At 73.7% G+C, this 19,621-nt stretch carries 12 protein-coding genes and 1 pseudogene; 6 read left to right on the top strand and 7 right to left on the bottom strand.

Annotation, left to right across the window (positions count from 1 at the left end):
- The first annotated feature begins 12 nt into the window (after nucleotides 1-12).
- Nucleotides 13-1,569 carry a 4-hydroxyphenylacetate 3-hydroxylase family protein gene (locus FHU37_RS20765; RefSeq protein WP_246450030.1) on the top strand — a complete coding sequence of 519 codons (1,557 nt, stop codon included), beginning with the start codon at nucleotides 13-15 and terminating at the stop codon, nucleotides 1,567-1,569.
- 319 nt (nucleotides 1,570-1,888) lie between these two features.
- Here the strand turns inward: FHU37_RS20765 and FHU37_RS20760 are convergent, their stop codons facing one another.
- Complete coding sequence (locus FHU37_RS20760; RefSeq protein WP_179815635.1) at nucleotides 1,889-2,383, bottom strand: GNAT family N-acetyltransferase; 495 nt, start codon at nucleotides 2,381-2,383, stop codon at nucleotides 1,889-1,891.
- Nucleotides 2,384-2,525: 142 nt separating this feature from the next.
- Here FHU37_RS20760 and FHU37_RS20755 point away from each other — a divergent pair, with 142 nt between their 5' ends.
- Entirely contained in the window at nucleotides 2,526-3,188 is a 663-nt protein-coding gene (locus FHU37_RS20755) for a GAP family protein (protein ID WP_312892691.1), read from the top strand.
- Nucleotides 3,185-3,673, top strand: coding sequence for a hypothetical protein (locus FHU37_RS20750; RefSeq protein ID WP_179815634.1), 489 nt, complete (start codon nucleotides 3,185-3,187; stop codon nucleotides 3,671-3,673). The genes FHU37_RS20755 and FHU37_RS20750 overlap by 4 nt, the downstream gene beginning before the upstream one ends.
- A 115-nt stretch (nucleotides 3,674-3,788) precedes the next feature.
- Here FHU37_RS20750 and FHU37_RS20745 read toward each other — a convergent pair whose 3' ends face one another.
- From FHU37_RS20745 to polA, 3 genes are all read right to left on the bottom strand, one after another.
- A complete protein-coding gene (locus FHU37_RS20745; protein ID WP_179815633.1) occupies nucleotides 3,789-4,706 on the bottom strand; it encodes a LysR family transcriptional regulator in 918 nt (305 codons plus the stop codon).
- Nucleotides 4,707-5,146: 440 nt separating this feature from the next.
- Complete coding sequence (locus FHU37_RS29110) at nucleotides 5,147-6,715, bottom strand: lytic transglycosylase domain-containing protein (protein WP_312892690.1); 1,569 nt, start codon at nucleotides 6,713-6,715, stop codon at nucleotides 5,147-5,149.
- Nucleotides 6,716-7,385: 670 nt separating this feature from the next.
- Nucleotides 7,386-10,064 (bottom strand): DNA polymerase I, encoded by a 2,679-nt coding sequence (polA, locus tag FHU37_RS20735; RefSeq protein ID WP_179816435.1) that lies wholly within the window; start codon nucleotides 10,062-10,064, stop codon nucleotides 7,386-7,388.
- Between the two features lie 273 nt (nucleotides 10,065-10,337).
- Between polA and FHU37_RS29570 the strand changes: the two are divergent.
- A pseudogene (locus FHU37_RS29570) lies at nucleotides 10,338-10,577 on the top strand (helix-turn-helix domain-containing protein); the annotation flags it as partial.
- Nucleotides 10,578-10,799: 222 nt separating this feature from the next.
- Complete coding sequence (locus tag FHU37_RS20730; RefSeq protein ID WP_179816434.1) at nucleotides 10,800-11,186, top strand: hotdog fold thioesterase; 387 nt, start codon at nucleotides 10,800-10,802, stop codon at nucleotides 11,184-11,186.
- A 90-nt stretch (nucleotides 11,187-11,276) separates the two neighbouring features.
- On the opposite strand, the gene FHU37_RS20725 is transcribed toward FHU37_RS20730, so the two are convergent.
- Nucleotides 11,277-11,924 (bottom strand): DUF1707 SHOCT-like domain-containing protein, encoded by a 648-nt coding sequence (locus FHU37_RS20725; protein ID WP_179815632.1) that lies wholly within the window; start codon nucleotides 11,922-11,924, stop codon nucleotides 11,277-11,279.
- A gap of 60 nt (nucleotides 11,925-11,984) precedes the next feature.
- Nucleotides 11,985-13,190 carry a cytochrome P450 gene (locus FHU37_RS20720; protein ID WP_179815631.1) on the bottom strand — a complete coding sequence of 402 codons (1,206 nt, stop codon included), beginning with the start codon at nucleotides 13,188-13,190 and terminating at the stop codon, nucleotides 11,985-11,987.
- A gap of 539 nt (nucleotides 13,191-13,729) precedes the next feature.
- On the opposite strand from FHU37_RS20720, the gene FHU37_RS29565 reads away from it, so the two are divergent.
- A complete protein-coding gene (locus tag FHU37_RS29565) occupies nucleotides 13,730-13,885 on the top strand; it encodes a GIY-YIG nuclease family protein (protein ID WP_376773982.1) in 156 nt (51 codons plus the stop codon).
- 88 nt (nucleotides 13,886-13,973) lie between these two features.
- Here FHU37_RS29565 and pulA read toward each other — a convergent pair whose 3' ends face one another.
- Nucleotides 13,974-19,472, bottom strand: coding sequence for a pullulanase-type alpha-1,6-glucosidase (gene pulA, locus FHU37_RS20715; RefSeq protein WP_179815630.1), 5,499 nt, complete (start codon nucleotides 19,470-19,472; stop codon nucleotides 13,974-13,976).
- Nucleotides 19,473-19,621 lie beyond the last annotated feature (149 nt).

Here is a 19,621-nt window from a genome sequence, read left to right as displayed (position 1 = left end):
CCCGCCGCTTCCATGACGTCCCCCCAGGAGGTGCCCCCGGCCATGCGCTCCCCCGCGACGCCGCCGCCCACCCGCCCGCAGACCGGCCAGGAGTACCTGGCGAGCCTGCGCGACGGCCGCGAGGTGTGGATCCACGGCTCACGCGTGCCCGACGTCACCGCGCACCCGGCCTTCCGCGGCCACGCGCGGACGGTCGCCCGGCTGTACGACGCCCTGCACGACCCCGCCCTACGCGATGTGCTGACCGTGCCCACCGACACCGGATCCACCGGAGCGACCCACCCCTTCTTCCGCGTCGCCCGCTCGGTTGCGGAGCTGCGCACGGCGCGCGAGGCGATCGTCGCCTGGCAGCGGCTGGCCTTCGGCTGGCTGGGCCGCTCCCCCGACTACAAGGCGTCGTTCCTGGCGACGCTCGGGGCCGCCCCGGAGCGTTACGGCCCGTTCGCCGACAACGCGCGCGCCTGGTACGCCCGCGCCCAGGAGCGGGTGCTGTTCTTCGCCCACGCCCTGGTCGACCCGCCGGTGGACAAGCACCTGCCGGAGGGGGAGGCACCCGCCATCACGGTGCGGGCGGAGCGCGAGACGGACGCCGGCGTGGTGGTGACCGGCGCGAAGGTGGTGGCCACGGGGGCGGCCTGCGCCCAGCGCGTGTTCGTCGCCCATGCCGGGCCGCCGCTGACCGACCCGGCCCATGCCCTGGCCTTCGTCGCACCGCTGGACACCCCCGGCCTGAAGGTGATCTGCCGCCCCTCCTACGAACACGCCGCCCGCGCCACCGGCAGCCCGTTCGACTACCCGCTCAGCAGCCGCCTGGACGAGAACGACGCCGTACTGGTCTTCGACCGCGCGTTCGTCCCCTGGGAGAACGTGCTGGTGCACCGGGACACCGACCGGGCGAACGCCTTCCTCCACGAATCCGGCTTCCTCCCGCGCTTCCTGCTCCACGGCGCCACCCGCCTCGGCGTCAAGCTGGACTTCCTCAGCGGGCTGGTGCTGCGGGCGACCCACGTCACCGGCGGCGACGCCCACGGCAGCGTCCGCACCGCCGTGGGCGAGGTGCTGGCATGGCGGCACGCCGTGTGGGCCCTCGGCAGCGCCATGGTGGAGGGCGCGCACGGGACGCCGGACGGCTCCTACCTCCCCGACACCGACGTCGCGCACGCCCACCGCGTGCTGGCCCCGACCGTCTACCGGCGGGTGCGGGACCTCGTCGAGGACGCCGTCGGCGGCGCCCTGTGCCACCTGCCCTCGCACGCCGCCGACTTCGGCTCGCCCGAACTCCGCCCCTTCCTGGACACCTACCTGCGCGGCTCGCACGGGACGACCGCCGAGGAGCGGGCGAAGCTGATGAAGCTGCTGTGGGACGCCATCGGCAGCGAGTTCGCCGGCCGCCACGCGCTCTACGAACGGCAGTACGCCGGCAACTGGGTGCTCAACCGGCTGGACGCCTACGACCACGCGCACGCCACCGGCCTCGCCGACCGCCTCGGTGGCCTGGTCGACAGCTGTATGGCCGACTACGACCTCACCGGCTGGACCGCCCCCCACCTCGCCGCCGACCAGCCGTGATCCACCACGGGTGGCCTGCCCCGCCTGCGCCGGCGTTGGCCGGCTGTTTCCCCGTTGTCCACAGCCCCATTTCCCCCTCTTGCGCCCGCACCACCCGATCACCTACCCCTGGAAACAAGGGGCGGCGAAGTTATCCACAGGCGGAAAGAGGGGGGTGCCGCCACGCCCGAGTTCCATGAGAGCGTGGAAATCGGGGGGACCCACCGGGGTCCCCTGGCCGGCGTTGCGGAAGATTGCGCCGTCCTCCCGGCCCCGCCGCCCCGGCACACGGCCAGACGGGCACACGGCCAGAGGGCCACACGGCCAGACGGCCAGACGGCTAGAGCTTCCGGTACATGACATGGAGCCCGACGTAGCCCCGGTCCGGGTGGTGGAAGGCCTCCGGCACGGTCGCCAGCACCTCGAAGCCGAGGGAGCGCCACAGCGCCACCGCCCGGGTGTTGGTCTCCACGACCGCGTTGAACTGCATCGCGCGATACCCCTCGGCACGGGCCCGCCCGATCACGTACTCGCCCAGCGCCCGCCCGACGCCCCGTCCCGCGTGGTCGGGGTGCACCATGAAGCCCGCGTTGGCGACGTGCCCGGCCGGTCCGCCCGCCGGCTGGTTGGGATGGATCTCGGCCGTGCCGAGCACGGTGCCGTCGTCGTCCACGGCGACGACGGTGACGCCCGGCGGTTGGTGCATCCACATCGCGCGGGCCGTCTCCTCGCTGACGTCCGGGTTCCAGCTGAAGGTGTCGCTGGCGGCCACGATGCGGCGCAGGAAGGGCCAGATGGCGGGCCAGTCGTCTGCGGTGGCGTCCCTGATTTCCATGGGGCCCATGATGCGCGGGAGACCGGGCCGGTGGCGAACCGTTTCATCACGGGTGAGGCGCATGGCGCCCGGGTGGAATTCGGTGCACCCGCCGCGTCGCTGGCGGCGGGATCGGGCCGCAGCCGCCATCCTCGATCGGGACGTGGCGTTTCGACGGCTGGGGTGGATCGCGGTGCTGGCTGACGTTCTTCCGCTGGCCGTCACCATGATGCTCGGCCCGCAGATCGTCGCGGCGATCGTCCTGGCGACGTCCCCGCGCGCGGTCCGGGGGTCCGTCGCCTTCCTCGCGGGCGTCGTCCTGGCCACCGTGGTCGGCGTGCTGGTGGGACGCGGGCTCGCCGCCCTGCTGGGCGGCGCGGTCCGGCTCGGGTCGCCCTCGGACGGGGGCTCGCTCGGCCGGGTGATCCAGCTGGTGCTGGTCGCGGCGCTGGTCGTCGCGGCGGTCAGGACGTACCGCGGACGGGACACCGCGACGCCTCCCCGCTGGCTCACCGGGCTGATGGGAGCCGGTCCCGGGCGGGCCTTCCGCACGGGCCTGACGGTGATCCTGCTGATGCCCTCCGATGTCCTGATCATGCTCACGGTGGGCGTGGACCTGGAGCTCCACCACGCCGGTCCGGGCGCGGCCTGGCCCTTCCTCACGGCGACCGCGCTGGTCGCCGCGCTGCCGCTGCTGGCACTGCTCGCCCTGGGCCAGCGGGCGACCCGGCGGCTGCCCGGCGTCCGGAACTGGCTGGAGTCGCACAGCTGGCTGGTCACCGTCGCCCTCTGCCTGGTCTTCGCCGCAGTCGTCCTGACGCGGTGACCGGACCGCCGCAGGCGCAGCCTCCCGCGCCGCGCCCGCCCGACCACGAGGTGTGGCGGACGGCCCGACCGACGCGGTGGCGGGAGCTCGGCCTGCACTGGCACGCCTACTCCTGGCGGGGCGACGGCATGGAGCTGGTGATCGCCGAGGACTCCCGGCGGATGCCGGCCGTGCGGGGCAACGACCTGCCGCCGTTCGTGGTGAAGGAGTGGCTGGACAAGCCGGACCGGCTGATCCGGGCGGTGCTGTGGACCCCGGAGGGCGGGGCGCAGTGGCTGGGCAAGGAGTTCCGGGCGGTGGCCGACGAGATGCGGCCGGCCGAGCAGCGCGCCTTCGTGTCGGACGAGCGGCGCTTCGGCATGGCCGAGTACGAGCTGGCCTGCGGCAACGACGTGGTGTGGGGGTTCTGGCTGGGTGAACGCACCTTCCTGACGTTGGCGGTGGTCGGAACGACCTCCGCCGGCTGCTTCCACGTCGACGCGTGAGGGAGCCGGCCCGGGGCGCCCCACCGCACGGCGGCGACGCTACCGCGCGGCGGCGCCCCTGCCGCGTGGCGGCGCCCCTGCCGCGTGGCGGCGCCCCACCGCCCGGGCGGCGACGCTACCGCGCGGCGGCGACCGAGCGGGCCACGTCGCGGAGGGCGGCGACGGCGGGATTGTCGCGTCGTCGGGCCAGCCAGGCGACTCCGATGACGCAGGGATCGGCGTCGGTGACGGTGACGTAGCGGATGCCGGGGCGGGGGAAGAACTGGCGGCAACCGGCGGGGGCGAGGGCCAGTCCCTGCCCGAGGGCGACCGCCGAGAGCACGGTCTCCAGGTCGCAGGCCTGGTGAATGGTGTACCGCACGTCGGGGCCGTCGGGGTGGCGGGTCAGCCAGGCGTCCCGCCAGACCTGCGCCACCTCCTCGGTCAGCCCGATGAGCTCGCGTCCGGCCAGGTCGGCCATCCGCACGGACTCCCGCGCTGCCAGCGGGTCGCTGCTGGGCACGCAGATGACCTGCGGCTCCTGGCCGAGCGGCTGGGCCTGGATCCCGGCGGGCAAGGGAAGGATGCAGATCACCGCGTCGACCGATTCGTCGTAGAGCGCGCTGGTCTGGGTGACGAAGTCGACGCCCCGGACCTCGACGGTGAGGGTGGGGTGACGGTACTGCAGGTCACGCAGGATGGCCTGGACGAGCGGCAGCCCGCCCATGGCCTCGAAGGTGCCGACCACCAACCGGCCGGAGACCGAGCGCCCGTGCGCGTCCGCCGCCTCCTGGAGGCCGTCCACCGCCTCCACCACCGCCCGCACGCGCGGCAGCAGCGCCGCCCCGCTGGGAGTCAGCTCCACCTTGCGGCTGGTCCGCTCCACCAGCACCACGCCCAACCGCTCCTCCAGCGCGCGGATCTGGCGGCTGAGCGCGGGCTGGGTGATGAACAGCCGTGCCGCCGCCCGGCCGTAGTGGAGTTCCTCCGCCAGCACGAGCAGCAGCCGGAGCTGGTGCACGCTCGGCTCCACCCGCGTCCTCGAAACGGCCACGCTTCCCACCTCTCGCGTCACGCTACGCGAAATCAATAAATGAAAGGTTATCAATTCGTCCCGGACGCCAATGGATCTACGCTCGTAGAGCCCAAAATGATCCACGAGAATGGCTTCAGCACGTCCGCGGTTGACACCGAATCACGCCACCTTGGGGAGCTCCTGCACGGCTCCCGGTGGGCGCACGGTCGCGGAGTGCCGCAGCGGGCGGGGGGCCCGCTCACCACACGCCTGAGTCGCCTGTCCGGCCCAGGCACCGGAGGCCACGGCCGGCGAGGGGGAACGGCCGCGGCCTCCGGGTGGTGTTTCCCCACTCGGACGTCGTCCACCACCCGCGGGGCGCCCGCGCAGCCGGCGACGCGGGCGAACCGGCGGTCCCCGGAAGGACGGAACGGCCGGGGAGAGGCTCGTCCTCTCCCCGGCCGTTCCGGCGTTCGGGGTCAGTCCTCCTGGCGGGTGGCGGTGGCCTCCTGGGAGGTGGTCTCGGGGGCGGGCGTGCCGTCCTGCTGCGCGCCGTCCTCGCCGGTCCCGTCCTCGCCCTGGTCCTCCTCCCAGCCGTCCGGGACGCCGCAGATGCCGTCGCCGTCCGGGTCCTCCGGGTCGACGGGCGCGTTCGGGTCCTCGGGGTCGGCGGGGTCGGTCGGGTCGGCGGGATCCGTGGGGGTGGCCGGGTCGGTCGGTTCTCCCGTGGCCGGGTCGGTCGGATCCGTGGGCTCGCTCGGTTCGGCGCCCTCACCGGGCTCGGTGGGCTGCTCACCGGCCGGCGGCTCCTCGACCTCCTCCGGCGGCACGCAGCCCGGGTCCTCCGGGTCGGTCGGGTCCCCCGGGTCGGTGGGGTCGGGGTCGGTCGGCTGCTCGCCCTCGCCCGGGTCCTGCGGGTTCTCGGTCCCGCCGTCACCCGGGTCCTGCGGCTCCTCCGTCCCACCGTCGCCCGGGTCCTGCGGGTTCTCCGTCTCGCCCTCGCCCGGGTCCTGCGGCTCCTCCGTCTCACCCTCGCCGTCCGGCTGCGTCGGGGTGGGCGTCGGCGAGGTGGGCTTCTGGGAGCCGCCCGGCGCGGGGCTGCCGCTCTCGTCCGGCGCCGCCGGCGTGGTGGGCGTGGTCGGGCTGCTGGGGCTGGGGGTGGTGGACGGCGACGGGGTGGTGCCGGCGCCCGGCGTCGGGGAGGCACCGCCCGTGGGGCCGCCGGACGGGACTCCGCCGGCAGCGGCCGCGTCCGGGATGGGCGTGGCGCCCTCGCGGTAGTAGTCGTACCAGGCCAGAACGGTGTTCAGGTACTCCTCGGACCGGTTGTAGGAGAGGATGCCCTGCCGCAGTCCCTCGGCCGTGCCCAGGTCCCGCCCGTTGGCGCACAGGTAGCGTCCGGCCGCCAGGGTGGCGTCCTGGATGTTGTTGGGGTCCCGCACGCCGTCGCCGTTGCCGTCGCTGCCCCAGCCGGCCCAGGTGGAGGGGATGAACTGCATCGGTCCGACGGCCCGGTCGAGTTCGGCGTCGCCGTCGTAGGCGCCGCCGTCGGTGTCCCGGATCAGCGCGAAGCCGTTGCCGTCCAGGCGCGGACCGAGGATCGGGGAGGCGGTCGTTCCGGCGACGTCCACGGCGCCTCCGCGCGCGTGGTTGGACTCCACCTTGCCGATGGCGGCGAGCAGCTGCCAGTCCAGGTTGCAGCCCGGCTGCTCGGCGTTCACGGTCAGCGCCGCCTGCTGGTAGGCCGCCAGCGCGGACGCCGGGATGCCACCGCTGGTGATGGTGGTGGCGCCGGGCGCGGTCGGGCCGGCGGTGGGCGTCTCGCCGGGCCGCACGGTGCCGGGCAGCCCGCCCTCCGGGATCAGCGGGGGCAGCTCGGTGAGGAAGGGGCGCGGGGGGCCGTCGGTGAGCGCCTCGGCGCCGGGCTGGCCGGTGGACGAGGTCTCGGCACCGCTGAGGTCCGGTCTGAGCGTGTCCGCGTTCGACGTGGACAGCGCGGCGAGGGCCAGCGCCGCGGCGGCCGCGCCGGCCGCCTGCCGTCGAACCACCCTCACGTTCCATCGCCCGGTACTGCGCAAGGCCCCTCCACACTTCCGTGATGCCACGTCTCGTTCGCCGGCGCCCGACCATTCACACCGCTCGCACCCCGGCACCGCGCGTGCCGTGCGCGTGTGCGTGCCGCGCGGGTCGTGCGCGCCGTCCCCACCGCTCACCGGCCGGGATCCCGGTGGCCGGGTGTCCCGGAGCGTCGCCGCCGCGGAACGCCGCGGCCCCACCGCCCGAACACCATAGGACAGGCTGACGGTACGACAATGGTGCGGGTCCAGCCAGACGTCATGAGGGAAGTTCACCGAGCGGACGTCTGTCGGCAGGCCGTCGCTAACCCGGCGGCACCGGGGGCGAGCGGAGGCTCCGATCTGTGGGGACGCCGGCCGCGCGGAGACGGTTGCCCCTCGGGGCGGTGACCGCCGCACGGAGGGGCGATCCGGGCGGCTGGGACGGGCGGCGCCGAACCGTCGACCGGCCGACGCCGACGCCCGGCACGACACCCACGCCGGCACGACAGCGACGCCGGCACGACGCCCGCCGGGCACGGCACCCACGCCGGGCACGACGACGCCCCGGTGCCCGTCCGTGAGGTGGACGGGCACCGGGGCGTCAGGCGTCACGGCCCGCCGACGGGACGGGCGGGCGGTGGACGGACCCGAAGGACCGGCCCTAGTGGGCGGCGTCCTCCCAGTTGGGGCCGACGCCGACCGAGACGTCGAGCGGGGCGCGCAGCGGGTAGGCGCCGGCCATCTCCCGGACCACCAGTTCCTCGACCCGCTCACGCTCGCCCGGGACCAGCTCCAGCACCACCTCGTCGTGCACCTGGAGCAGCATCCGGCTGCGCAGCCCGGACTCCCGCAGGGCGTCGTCGACCCGGAGCATCGCCACCTTGACGATGTCCGCGGCCGAGCCCTGGATCGGGGCGTTCAGCGCCATCCGCTCGGCCATCTCGCGCCGCTGCCGGTTGTCGCTGTTGAGGTCCGGCAGGTAGCGGCGGCGGCCGAGCAGCGTGGAGGTGTAGCCGGTCACCCGGGCCTCCTCCACCACGCGGTGCAGGTAGTCGCGGACGCCGCCGAAGCGCTCGAAGTAGGTGTCCATCAGCCGGCGGGCCTCGTCGGCCCCGATGCCGAGCTGCTGGGACAGGCCGAACGCGGAGAGGCCGTAGGCCAGGCCGTAGGACATGGCCTTGATGCGGCGCCGCATCTCCGGGTCGACGGCCGTGGGGGCGACCCCGAACACCTGGGAGGCCACCGTGGTGTGCAGGTCCTCGCCGCTGGTGAACGCCTCGATCAGCGCCTCGTCCTCGGAGACGTGGGCCATGATGCGCAGCTCGATCTGGCTGTAGTCCGCCGTCAGCAGGGCGTCGTGGCCCTCGCCGACGACGAAGGCGCGCCGGATGCGGCGCCCCTCCTCGGTGCGCACCGGGATGTTCTGCAGGTTGGGGTCGGTCGAGGAGAGCCGTCCGGTGGCGGCGACCGTCTGCTGGTAGGTGGTGTGGATCCGGCCGTCCGAGGCGACGGTCTTGATCAGGCCCTCCACCGTGGAGCGCAGCTTGGTGCGGTCCCGGTGGCGCAGCATGATGACCGGGAGCTCGTGGTCGGTCTGGGTGGCGAGCCAGGCCAGGGCGTCGGCGTCGGTCGTCCAGCCGGTCTTGGTCTTCTTCGTCTTGGGCAGGCCCAGCTTGCCGAAGAGGATCTCCTGGAGCTGCTTGGTGGAGCCGAGGTTGAACGGCTCCCCGACGACGTCGTGGGCGGCCTCCACGCTCTGCTGCACCTCGGCGGCGAACTGCTGCTCCAGGGTGCCGAGCCAGGCGCGGTCGGCGGCGATGCCGGTGCGCTCCATGCGGGCGAGCAGCCGGGCCAGCGGGAGTTCGACGTCGCGCAGCAGCTCGGTCGCGCCGTCGGCCTCCAGCTTGGGGCGGAGCCCGTCGGCCAGGTCGAGCAGGGCGTGGGCGTGCAGCATCAGGGTGTCGGCGGCCTCGGAGCCGTCGGCGTCCAGGGTGAGCTGGCCGTCGTCCCCGGCGGGGGCGTGCAATTCGCGGGCCAGGTACTCCTGGGCGAGGTCCTCCAGGGCGAAGGAGCGGCGGCCGGGCTTGGCCAGGTAGGCGGCCAGGGCGGTGTCGAAGGCGATGCCGGCGATCTCCGGCCAGCCGTGCTCGGGCAGGACCCGCAGCAGGTGCTTGGCCTGGTGCAGCACCTTGGGGCGGTCGGCGTCGGCGAGCCAGGCCACCAGGGCGCGCTCGTCGTCGGCGTCCAGCTCGGAGGGCTCGAACCAGCAGGCGACGCCGTCGGCGAGGGCGAGCGCCATCTCCTGCACCCGGCCGGTGCCCAGCGCCCAGCTGGTGCGGGCGGCCAGGCCGACGGGGGCGGTGCCGGCGGCGTGCTCGGCGAGCCAGCCGGCGAGCTGGCCGGTGGCCAGCCGCGTGCCGTCGATCTGGACGCCGTCGGCCGCGATGGCGTGCTCGGCGGCGCCGGCCGCGGCGCCCGGGTCGACCGCGTAGAGGCGTTCGCGGAAGTTGGGGTTGCGGAACTCCAGGACCTCCAGGACGCCGTCCAGCATCGGGCGGTCGTAGGCGGCGCGGCCCAGGTCGGCCAGGCGCAGCGGCAGCTCGACGTCCCGCACCAGCTCGGTGAGCTCGCGGTTCATCTTGACCGACTCCAGGTGGGCGCGGAGGTTGTCGCCCGCCTTGCCCTTGACCTCGTCGACCCGGTCGACGAGGTCGGCGAAGGAGCCGAACTGCCGGATCCACTTGGCGGCGGTCTTCTCGCCGACGCCGGGGATGCCGGGGAGGTTGTCGGAGGGGTCGCCGCGCAGCGCCGCGAAGTCGGGGTACTGGGCGGGGGTGAGGCCGTACTTCTCCTCCACCCGTTCGGGGGTGAAGCGGGTGAGCTCGGAGACCCCCCGGGTGGGGTACAGGACGGTGATGTGGTCGTTGACGAGCTGGAGGGAGTCGCGGTCCCCGGTGAGGACCAGCACCTCGTAGCCGGCGGCGGCGGCCTCGGTGGCCAGGGTGGCGATGACGTCGTCGGCCTCGTAGCCGGGCACGGCCAGGCGGGGCACCGACATGGCGTCGAGCAGCTCGCCGATCAGCTCCACCTGGCCGCGGAACTCGTCGGGGGTGGTCGTCCGGTTGGCCTTGTACTCGGGGAACTTCTCGCGGCGGAAGGTCTCCCGGGAGACGTCGAAGGCCACCGCGAGGTGGGTGGGGGCCTCGTCGCGGACCGTGTTCACCATCATGGAGATGAAGCCGTAGATGGCGTTGGTGGTCTGGCCGCTGGTGGTGGAGAAGTTCTCCGCGGGCAGCGCGAAGAAGGCGCGGTAGGCGAGCGAGTGCCCGTCCAGCAGCATCAGCCGCCCGCGCTCGCCGGCGCCCCGGGACTCGGCCGTCGCCTGGGCGGGGGCGGTCGCGGAGGGCTCGGGGGTCGGGGTGCTCGGTGCGTTCTCGGGGGCGGTGCTGGGGTTCGCTGTCGTCGGTGCCACGCCTTGAATCCTAGGGGGAGCCGCTGACAGTCGGGGCGCGCCGGCGACGGCCGGGGCGTCGGCGGACGGGCGTGCGGGGTGCCCCGGCCGGCGGCGGGCGGCCTGCCTGACATCGATGCTACCGGCGGGTAGCGTACGGCCATGGACCTCAGCACGGCACGCCGCATCGGCGCCGCAGTGAACGGGCTGTACTCCGCCGTCTTCTTCGCCCGCGAGGTGGCCGCCGAACTCGCCGCCGTCGGGGTGACGAGTCCCACTCCGCCCGGCCCCGGCTACTTCGCCCTGCGCGCCGCCCCGATGGGCGCCGTCGGCCCGGGCGTGGTGACCGCCACCTTCCACAGCTTCTCCCCCGCCGCCGTCGCCGCCGCAGTCCCGGCCGTCTGGAGCGCCGCCCGTGACGGCCTCGACGCAGGTGACGTCCCCGGCGCGCCCGACGTCCCCGGCGGCGCACGCCGTACCGTGGCCCACCGAGCCGACCGCGACCATGACCGACCTCCACCACAGGGAAGCCCACCGATGAACACCGAGTCGCCCGTGTCCCCCGTGCCCGCCGACGCAGCCGCCGGCCCCGCCGCCGAGGGCTCGCCCTACGGCACCCCCGTCATGCCCGGCCTGGGCCCGGACCAGGACCTGGTGACCCGCATGGGCATCCGCATCCTGGAGGCGACCCCGCAGCGCCTGGTCGCCACCATGCCGGTCGACGGCAACCGCCAGCCGTACGGCCTGCTGCACGGCGGCGCCTCCGCCGTGCTGGCCGAGACGCTCGGCTCGGTGGGCGCCGCCCTGCACGCCGGCGAGGGCCGCATCGCGGTCGGCATCGAACTGAACGCCACCCACCACCGCTCGGCCACCAGCGGCCTGGTCACCGGCACCGCGACCCCGCTGCAGCTGGGCCGCACCCTGGCGTCCTACGAGATCGTGATCACGGACGAGCAGGACCGCCGGGTGTGCACCGCGCGCCTGTCCTGCCTGATCCGCGACGCCGGCTGACCCCCTTTCGGCCGCGACCCCTGCTCTTGCCAAGCAGGGGTCGCGGGTTCGACTGCCGGACGGACGTCCGCCACGCCCGGCTCGGCCTGCTCAGCGCCGGCCCAGCATCCTGCGCAGGCGGCCGGGCCGGCGCGCGGGCCTGGACGGGAGGACCACCACGTTGCCGCCGACGAGCTGCCCGGTGACGACGATCCGGTGCACGACCGGAGTGTCCGCCGGCAGGTCCGCGGCGCGGCGCCGGACCACGGAGCCGCCCAGGATCTCCACCTCGTCGGCGTCCACCGCGTAGCCGTCCGGGAGGACGAGGCGAAGGTTGCCGCCCTGCAGGCGCAGGTCCACCTCGGTGACCGGCTCGGCGACGGTCGCGGAGGTGAAGTCGAGCAGCACGTTGCCGCCGTACACCTCCGCCTCCAGCCTCCGCGGCACCACCCAGGCCCCCTCGTACCGGAGGTGGCCGCCGGCCCGTTTGACGCGCACCACGTCCTTCGGCCGGACCTGCGCCGGCGGCTGGAGCCGCTGCCCCGCCAGTGCCTGCCCCGGCAGGTCGGCCACCAGCCGGGACAGGTCGGCGTAGGTGCGGGCGGAGAAGCACGCCTCCAACCGCTCGTCGAGCTCCTCCAGCGTCAACCGCCCGTCACCGGCGGCGATCCGCAGCACCTCGGCCACCTGCTCGCGCTCCTCGTGCGAGACCCGCTGTTCCGAAGGGTCCTTGGGCTCCCACGGCGTCGGATGACTCATGCCCGGCACTCTATGGCAGGCCGGGCCCTGGGCCCACACGAGCGGCCCCGGCTCGGCCGGTCACACGTCCCAGGTGACCGGGAGGCTCTTCACGCCGTAGATGTCCGCGATCTCCGGGCGCAGCGGGACCTGATCGGCCGGGACGGCCAGACGCAGCGTGGGGAAGCGGTCGAACAGCGCGGGGAAGGCGACCCGCATCTCGACGCGGGCCAGCTGCTGCCCCAGGCACTGGTGGATGCCGTGGCCGAAGGCGAGGTGCCCGGTGGCCTTCCGGCGGATGTCGAGCACGTCGGGGTCGGGGAAGCGCTCGGGGTCGCGGTTGGCGGTGTGGAACGACAGGATCAGCGGCGAGCCGGCCTTGATGGTGTGGCCGCCCAGCTCGACGTCCTCCAGCGCCGTCCTCTGGAACGTCTTGGCGACGCTCAGGTACCGCAGCAGTTCCTCCACGGCCCCGTCGACGAGCGCCGGGTCGGCGCGCAGCGCGGCCAGCTGCTCCGGGTGGCGCAGCAGCGCGAAGGTGCCGAGGGCCAGCATGTTGGTGGTGGTGTCCAGCCCGGCCGCCAGGAGGATCAGGGCGATCCCCTTGAGCTCCTCGTCGTCCAGGTCGCTGTCGGTGAGGTCGCTGAGCACGTCGTCGGTGGGGTTCGCGCGCTTGGCGGCCACCAGCTCCGCGAGGTACTCCTGGGTGGCGGTGTAGGCGGCCATCAGGTCCTCGTCGCTGGTCTCCCCGTCCATGAACGAGTCGACGTGGTTCTGGAAGGAGCCCCGGTCCGCGTACGGCACCCCCAGCAGCTCGCAGATCATGATGGCGGGGATGGGCTTGGCGAACGCGGTCACCAGGTCCACGGACGGGCCGGCCTTCTCCATGGCGTCGAGGTGTTCGGCGGTTACCTGCTCGACGCGCTCGGTGAGCATCCGCATCCGCCGCACGGTGAACTTGCCCATCAGCGGCTTGCGGTAGCGGCTGTGCCGGGGCTCGTCCATGAGGAGGAACTCGCCGGGCGGAGCCGGGGGGACCTCGATGTCCCCGTAGTCGATGGTGGGGTGGAGCATGAGCTCCCTGCGCGAGCTGAACCGCGAGTCGGCCAGGACCGACCGGACCAGGTCGTACCCGGTGACCAGCCAGCCGGGCTTTCCGCCGGGGAAGGTGTAGCTGCTGATCGGGCTGTGCCGGCGGGCGTCGGTCAGCTCCGCCGGCGGGTCGAACGGGCAGCCGGGCTGACGCTGCGTCGGCAGGGTCGTGACGGTGTGCAGGGACTCCCCCATGGCCATTCCTCATCTCGTGATGGCGTGTGCGTGGCGCGACTCGGTTCGACGGTCGGGCGGGCGCCCGGATCGACATGAGCCACACTGGCATCACTATGACGCCACGTCAAGCGCCAATGGCGTCATGCACGGCGAGAGGAAGGCGCCACATCAGCGGACGACAGCCGGCGAGCGCGTCGCTTCACCGAACGGAGATCGGGGTCTCACCTGCGGAAACGGTGTAGCCGGGGAATCCTGCGGCCACCTGCTGAACGTGGCACCGCGGTCCATTATGGCGCCATTCTTGGCGCCAGCGGCGGCGTCATCGCCTGCGGGTCGGGGCGCCGCATCACACACGGGGTTCGCGCTCCTCCGCGGCCGTGGAAGGGGCGGCGGGGCGGGTGGCCCAGGCGGTGGTGCCGTCCGGGCCGCTGTCGTCGAGGCGTTCCAGCCCGAGGACCTAGGCACACGTCTGCATCACGAACTGCTCGCCCCTCTCGCCCCTCTCGCCCCTCTCGCCCCGGCATGGTCGTCACTCCTGGTGCGCTCCGACAACCCCGGTGCCCGCCGTCTGCACGAGCGCCGAGTACGCCCGTGTGTGCTGGGTGGAGCATCCGCAACCGTGGGCGGTGGAGTCCGAGCTGATCGCCGGGCTGGACCTGCCGCTGAACCTCGATCAGAACCGCCATGAGCAAGGTGTGGAAGCCGGCGTCTGATCCGAGCCACTCCCGACCACGAAGCCGCCGGCCCGGCCGCGCGTGGGGTGCGTGGCCGGGCCGGGGCGATCAGCGAACGGTCAGGGCGTCAGCGCTGGACGAAGACCGCCACCGTGCGGCCGGGGACGGTGAAGGTCCCCGTCGTCCGGTCGAAGGTGGAGCGCTTGACGACCGGGTCGGAGCCCTGGGCCTGCGCGGGGTGCAGGTTCTGGCGGGTGCCGGCCAGCTCGTCCACGGTCTGGGTGACCGTGTCCGGGGAGGCGTTGAACACCACCGTGATGGTGTGCGCCCCGCGTCCGAGGCCGCTGCCGTCCAGGCGCATGGTGATCACGCCGGGCGTCTCCTCGGTGCCGGACAGCGGGAAGGACACCCGCTGCTGCACCTGCTCCAGCGTCTCCAGGTGGAACACCGGCTCCTCGGCCTTGATCTCCACCAGGTCCTCGTAGCGGTTGCTGGAGGCCCGAATGGCCTCGCAGCCGGGGACCAGCGCCTCGTCGGCCAGCAGCGGCGCCGCGTACGGCCAGTTGGCCTGGTTGTCCCGGGCCGGCGGCAGGCCGCGGCCGAAGCCGTTGCCCTCCCGGCAGTCCCACTCGATGGCGTTGAACCAGTCACCCGAGTTGTACGAGTTGTGGTCCAGCGACTTCGACCGCAGCCGCTCGCTGCCCGCGTGCACGAAGCCCGGCCCCTGGGTGAGCACGGCCGTGGCCAGGCCCACCGTCTGCGCCCGCGACCGCTGCTCCTCGCTGGTGTCGGTGGGCAGCTTGAACGCCAGGGTGTCGAACAGGTCGAGGTTGTCGTGCGCGTCGACGTAGGTGATGGCCTCGCCCGGGGCGGCGGTGTAGCCGGCCGGGGCGCCGTTGTAGTCCACCTCGGCGCCGGTGGTCTCCCGGCCGCTGGTGTCGGTGAACCGGTACCCGGCCAGGTTCCCGGTCAGGCCGACCTTGATCAGGTCCTGGTAGTGCAGCAGCCGCGCGCGCTGCTCGGCCTCGGTGCCGTTGGCGGTCGAGGCGTTGGGGTCGGTGTACAGGCCGGAGGCGAAGCCCTGCACGCCCGGGTCGGCGTCGAACGGGCTGCCGCCGCGCACCGCGTCGCGCAGCCGGTCGTTGAAGGTGGCGATGCCGGTGCCGGCCATGTTGATCTGGGTGGCCTGCTCGAACCGGGCGTCGTCGGCGACGACACCGAAGTTCCAGCCCTCGCCGTACAGGAACAGGCTCTCCCCGTCCACGCCGTCCTCCTCCAGCGTCAGCTGGTCCAGGGCCGCGCGGACGTCCACCATGGTCTGCTTGGGCATCAGGCCCATCAGGTCGAAGCGGAAGCCGTCCACCTGGTAGTCCCGCGCCCAGCCGACCACCGAGTCCACCACGAGCTTGTTCATCATGGCGTGCTCGGGCGCGGTGTCCGGGCAGCAGCTGTTGGCGGTGACGGAGCCGTCGTCGTTCAGGCGGTGGTAGTAGCCGGGCACGATCCGGTCCAGCACGGAGCGCTCGTCCTGGCCGGCCGCGAAGGTGTGGTTGTAGACCACGTCCAGCACGACCTCCAGCCCGGCGTCGTGCAGGGCCTGCACCATCTCCCGGAACTCGCGGGTGCGGGTGGTGCCGTCCGGGCTGCTGGCGTACGAGCCCTCCGGGACGTTGTAGTGGAACGGGTCGTAGCCCCAGTTGAAGGCGTCCTCGGCGGCCACGGCCATCACGCACTCCTGCTGCTCGGCCGAGTCGGCCGGGAGCGCGGCGAGGTCGCAGTCCGGCAGCGCCTGGTCGGCGCGGCGTTCCGGGGCGGAGGCGAAGTCGTACACCGGCAGCAGGTGCACGGTGGTGACGCCGGCCTCGGCGAGCTCCCGCAGGTGCCGCATGCCGGCCGAGTCCTCGTGGGTGAAGGCGCGGTAGGTGCCGCGGTCGGCCTCGGGGACGGTGGTGTCGGCGACGGAGAAGTCGCGGACGTGCAGCTCCTGGATCTGCTGGAGCTCCGGCGCGGTGGCCGACGCCTCGTCGCCGTCGCGGTGGTCGTCCCAGCCCCGCGGCTTGGTGTCGCGGTCGTCCAGGTTCGCCACGATGGCGTACCCGGAGTCGGCGGAGAGCGCGACGGCGTAGGGGTCGGTGACCGAGTTGACCACCACGGCCTGCGCCTCGGGCGCCCACACCTCCACCCGGTAGCGGTAGTGCTGGCCCTTCCAGGACGGCTTGCCGGTCACCGACCACACGCCGGTGGCCTCGTCCCGGGTCATCGCGACGACCTCGGGCTCGGCGCCGTCCCGCGGCCGCTTGCCGTACAGCTCCAGGCTGACGGAGCGCGCGGTGGGCGCCCAGACCGCGAGGGTCGGCTTGTTGCCGCGGCCCCAGGTGAGGCCCAGGCTCTCCCGGACGGCCTCCTCGGCGTAGAGGTCGTCGAGCACCCCGGCGATCTGCACGCCGGTGGCGGCGGCGACCGCCCCGTTCGGCGCGGTCATGGTGGCGACGGTCTGGCCGAGCAGGGCCGCGCCGGCGCGGTCGGCGTCGCGCGGGTCCAGGGTGTAGGCGGGCCGGTCGGCCAGGTGCGGGAACCGGGCGCGCTGCTCCTCGGTCAGCCCGCCCTCGACCGGCTGCAGCCGGATGGTGGTGGCGCCGTCGGTGCCGGTCAGCCGGCCGTCGGCGACGGCGATGCCGCCGTCGGGCGCGGTGCGCAGCTGGGCGGTCCCGGCGGGCGGCAGGTCCGCGTCCCAGACCACGGTGCCCGCGTCGATCCACTGGGCGTAGGCCGTGGTGACGTCGAGCGCGGCGCCGGTGCCGCCGGCCTGCGGTAGCAGCTGGCCCTCCCGGCCGGCGAGCAGCCAGACCTCGCGTCCGACGGCGGCCAGGTCCAGTGAGCGGTCGCTCGGCAGGTCCTTCTCGTCGCCCTTGTGGACGATGTAGTTCAGCGTGGTGGCGCCGGGCAGCAGCGGGACCTCGAAGGTGACGCCGTAGGCGTCCTGGGAGACGGGCTGGAGCGGGGCGTTCCAGTCGGTGGGGTTGGCGGAGCCGGTCCAGGTGTGCAGGCCCCAGCCGGTGTAGTCGCCGTCCTCGCGGTGGTAGTGCAGCACGGCGGTGTCGGCGGGCGGGTCGGGCTGCTCGATGGGGGGTTCGGTGAGCACCTCCTGCTGGCCCTCGCGGATCCAGACCTCGCCGGTGGCGGTGACGTCGATGGTGCGGTCGGCGCTGACGTCCTTGTTGCCCTGGTCGTCGACGACGAGGAAGCCGATCTCGCTGGCGCCGGGCTTCAGCGGCACCCAGGCGAAGGCGCCGTAGGCGTCGCGGCCGACGAACGGGGCGCCGTCGGGGTACTCGGTGGCGGCGCCGTCGGCGATGTCGCCCCAGGCGTACAGGTTCCAGTCGTCGTAGTCGCCGTCCTCGCGGACGTAGTGGACGACGGCGTGGTCGCGCTGGACGGCCACCGGGTCGGGTTCGGGCGGTTCGGCGCCGAGGACGGTCTGGCCGGTGGTGGAGGCGAGGTTGCCTGCGCTGTCCTCGACCACGGCCTTGTAGCGCACGGTGGTGCCGGCGGGGACGCCGGAGAGGTTCTGGGTGACGCGGTGGGGGGCGGCGTCGGCGGTGCCGAGCACCTGCCAGTCGTCCTCGCCGACGGCGGCCGCGAAGGTGACCCGGTTCAGGTCGCCGCCGGTGACCTCGGCCTCCAGGGTCACGGTGCCGGAGGCGCCGTCGGCCGGGGTGGTGAGGGTGAGGGCGGGGGCGTCGGCCGGCTCGGCGAGCGGCGCGGCGGCCCGGTAGACGACGGCGGAGAGCGCGGGCACCTCGACGGTGACCGTGGCGTCCGCGGCGGACGTCAGCGACGCGGGCGCCGTTCCGCCGGCCGGGTACAGCCGGTCGAACGTCATGCCGGCGGAGAAGGTGGGCAGCTCGGCGGTGCGCGGCTGCTCGGCGTTGTTGACCGCGACCAGGTACTCGACCCGCTCCTCGGCGTCGGTGCGGGAGAAGGCGTAGACGCCGGCGCCGTCGTCGGCGTACCGCTCGGTCTGGGTGCCGTCCCGCAGGGCGGGGTGGGCGGCGGTCAGCTCGGACAGCTCGCTGATGGTCAGGTACATCGGCGAGTCGGTGTCGTAGTTGTCCCGCGAGCCGCTCTCGCCGCCGAGCACCGGGTCGTCGTTGTAGATCGGCGTGGCGGAGGCGAACAGGTCGTGGCGGGCGGCCTTGTCGCCGCCGCTGCCGGTCATGCCCTGCTCGTCGCCGTAGTAGACGACGGGTTGGCCGCGGCTGAGGAAGAGCAGTTCGTGGCCGAGCCGGTCCCGGGCGAGGAGTTCGTCCTGGGTGGCGCCGGGGTTGTCCTGGAGCAGGAAGGAGCCGAACCGGCCCATGTCGTGGTTGCCCAGGAAGGTGGGCGAGGAGTAGGCGTTGCTGTCGGCCGAGGTGTACCAGTAGTCCTCGGCGAACATCTCACCGAGTGCCCGGGCCGAGCCGCCCTGGGAGACGTACTCGCGGGCGGCGTAGGCGAAGGGGAAGTCCAGCGCGGCCTGCAGCCCGCCCTCGGTGACGTACCGCGAGGTGAACGAGGCGTTGGGGTCGTGGACCTCGCCGAACATGAAGAAGTCGTCGTGGCCGAGTTCGGCGGCGTTCTCGGCGACGGCCGGGGCCCACTGCTTCCAGAAGTCCATGTCGACGTGCTTGACGGTGTCGATCCGGAAGCCGTCGATGCCGACCTCCTCCACCCAGGTGGAGTAGATGTCGATCATGCCCTGGACGACCTCGGGACGCTCGGTCCACAGGTCGTCGAGCCCGCTGTGCTCGCCGCTCTCCGCGGACTCGCCCACGAAGGTGGAGTCGCCCCGGTTGTGGTACATCGTCGGGTCGTTGAGCCAGGCGGGGGACTTCGCCGTGGCGTCGGCCCCGTCCCGCAGGACCGGGGTGTAGGCGAAGGAGTCGGTGTTCACCTCGGGGAAGGTGCCGGTGCCCGCGTAGTCGGTGTCGTCGAAGGGGACGCCGGAGGCGTCCACGTACGGGTAGGCGCCCTCGGGGCGGTACGCGCCGGTGCCCTCGGCGTTCGTGAGGACGTCCGCGGTGTGGTTGGTGATGACGTCGAAGAAGACCTTCATCCCCCGCGCGTGGGCCTCGTCGACGAGTTCGGCCAGTTCGGCGTTGGTGCCGAAGTGCGGGTCGACGGTGGTGAAGTCGGTGATCCAGTAACCGTGGTAGCCGGCGGAGGCGCTCTCCCCGGCGCCCTGGACCGGGCGGTTGGTGAAGACCGGCGCCATCCAGATGGCGGTGGTGCCGAGGTCCTCGATGTAGTCCAGGCGGTCGATCAGGCCGCGCAGGTCGCCGCCGTGGTAGAAGCCCTCGTTGGTGGGGTCGAAGCCGTGGTCCAGCCGGCCTCCGGTGATGCCGCCGGTGTCGTTGCCGGTGTCGCCGTTGGCGAAGCGGTCGGGCAGGACGAAGTAGAACTGCTCCCGGCTCAGGTCGTGCCGTTCCGGCGCGGCGGCCAGTTCGGCGTCGGAGGGCGGCGGCGGCAGTTCCTCGGCGCTCGCGCCGGCGGCGGCCGGCAGCAGCGGCAGCAGCACGGCCGCGGCCAGCAGCGCGGCGGACCGCCGGGGGCGCCCGGCGCGGCGCTGCCGCGGCGCCGGTCTCATGTCATGCCTATGCCACTTGGCGGGGTCGGGTGCACGCATCTTCGCAAACACCGTGGGGGACTCCTCGCGACTCGGGGACGGTCGCCGGCCCACACCACGCCACGGCGCGCCGGCCCTCACCGCGGGAGCCGCGCAGGCACGGACGGCAC

Origin of the sequence: Allostreptomyces psammosilenae, assembly GCF_013407765.1 — a bacterium.
In the GTDB taxonomy this organism is placed as follows: domain Bacteria; phylum Actinomycetota; class Actinomycetes; order Streptomycetales; family Streptomycetaceae; genus Allostreptomyces; species Allostreptomyces psammosilenae.
Note: the sequence above shows the minus strand (reverse complement) of the source record. Positions and strands in the feature narration are given on the sequence as shown.

Coding starts and splice junctions, on each gene's coding strand:
- FHU37_RS20765 (WP_246450030.1), top strand. CDS start 13: ATGACGTCCCCCCAGGAGGTGCCCCCGGCCATGCGCTCCCCCGCGACG.
- FHU37_RS20760 (WP_179815635.1), bottom strand. CDS start 2,383: ATGGAAATCAGGGACGCCACCGCAGACGACTGGCCCGCCATCTGGCCC.
- polA (WP_179816435.1), bottom strand. CDS start 10,064: ATGCTGCTGGACGGGCACTCGCTCGCCTACCGCGCCTTCTTCGCGCTG.
- FHU37_RS20730 (WP_179816434.1), top strand. CDS start 10,800: ATGCCCGGCCTGGGCCCGGACCAGGACCTGGTGACCCGCATGGGCATC.
- FHU37_RS20725 (WP_179815632.1), bottom strand. CDS start 11,924: ATGAGTCATCCGACGCCGTGGGAGCCCAAGGACCCTTCGGAACAGCGG.
- FHU37_RS20720 (WP_179815631.1), bottom strand. CDS start 13,190: ATGGGGGAGTCCCTGCACACCGTCACGACCCTGCCGACGCAGCGTCAG.
- pulA (WP_179815630.1), bottom strand. CDS start 19,472: ATGAGACCGGCGCCGCGGCAGCGCCGCGCCGGGCGCCCCCGGCGGTCC.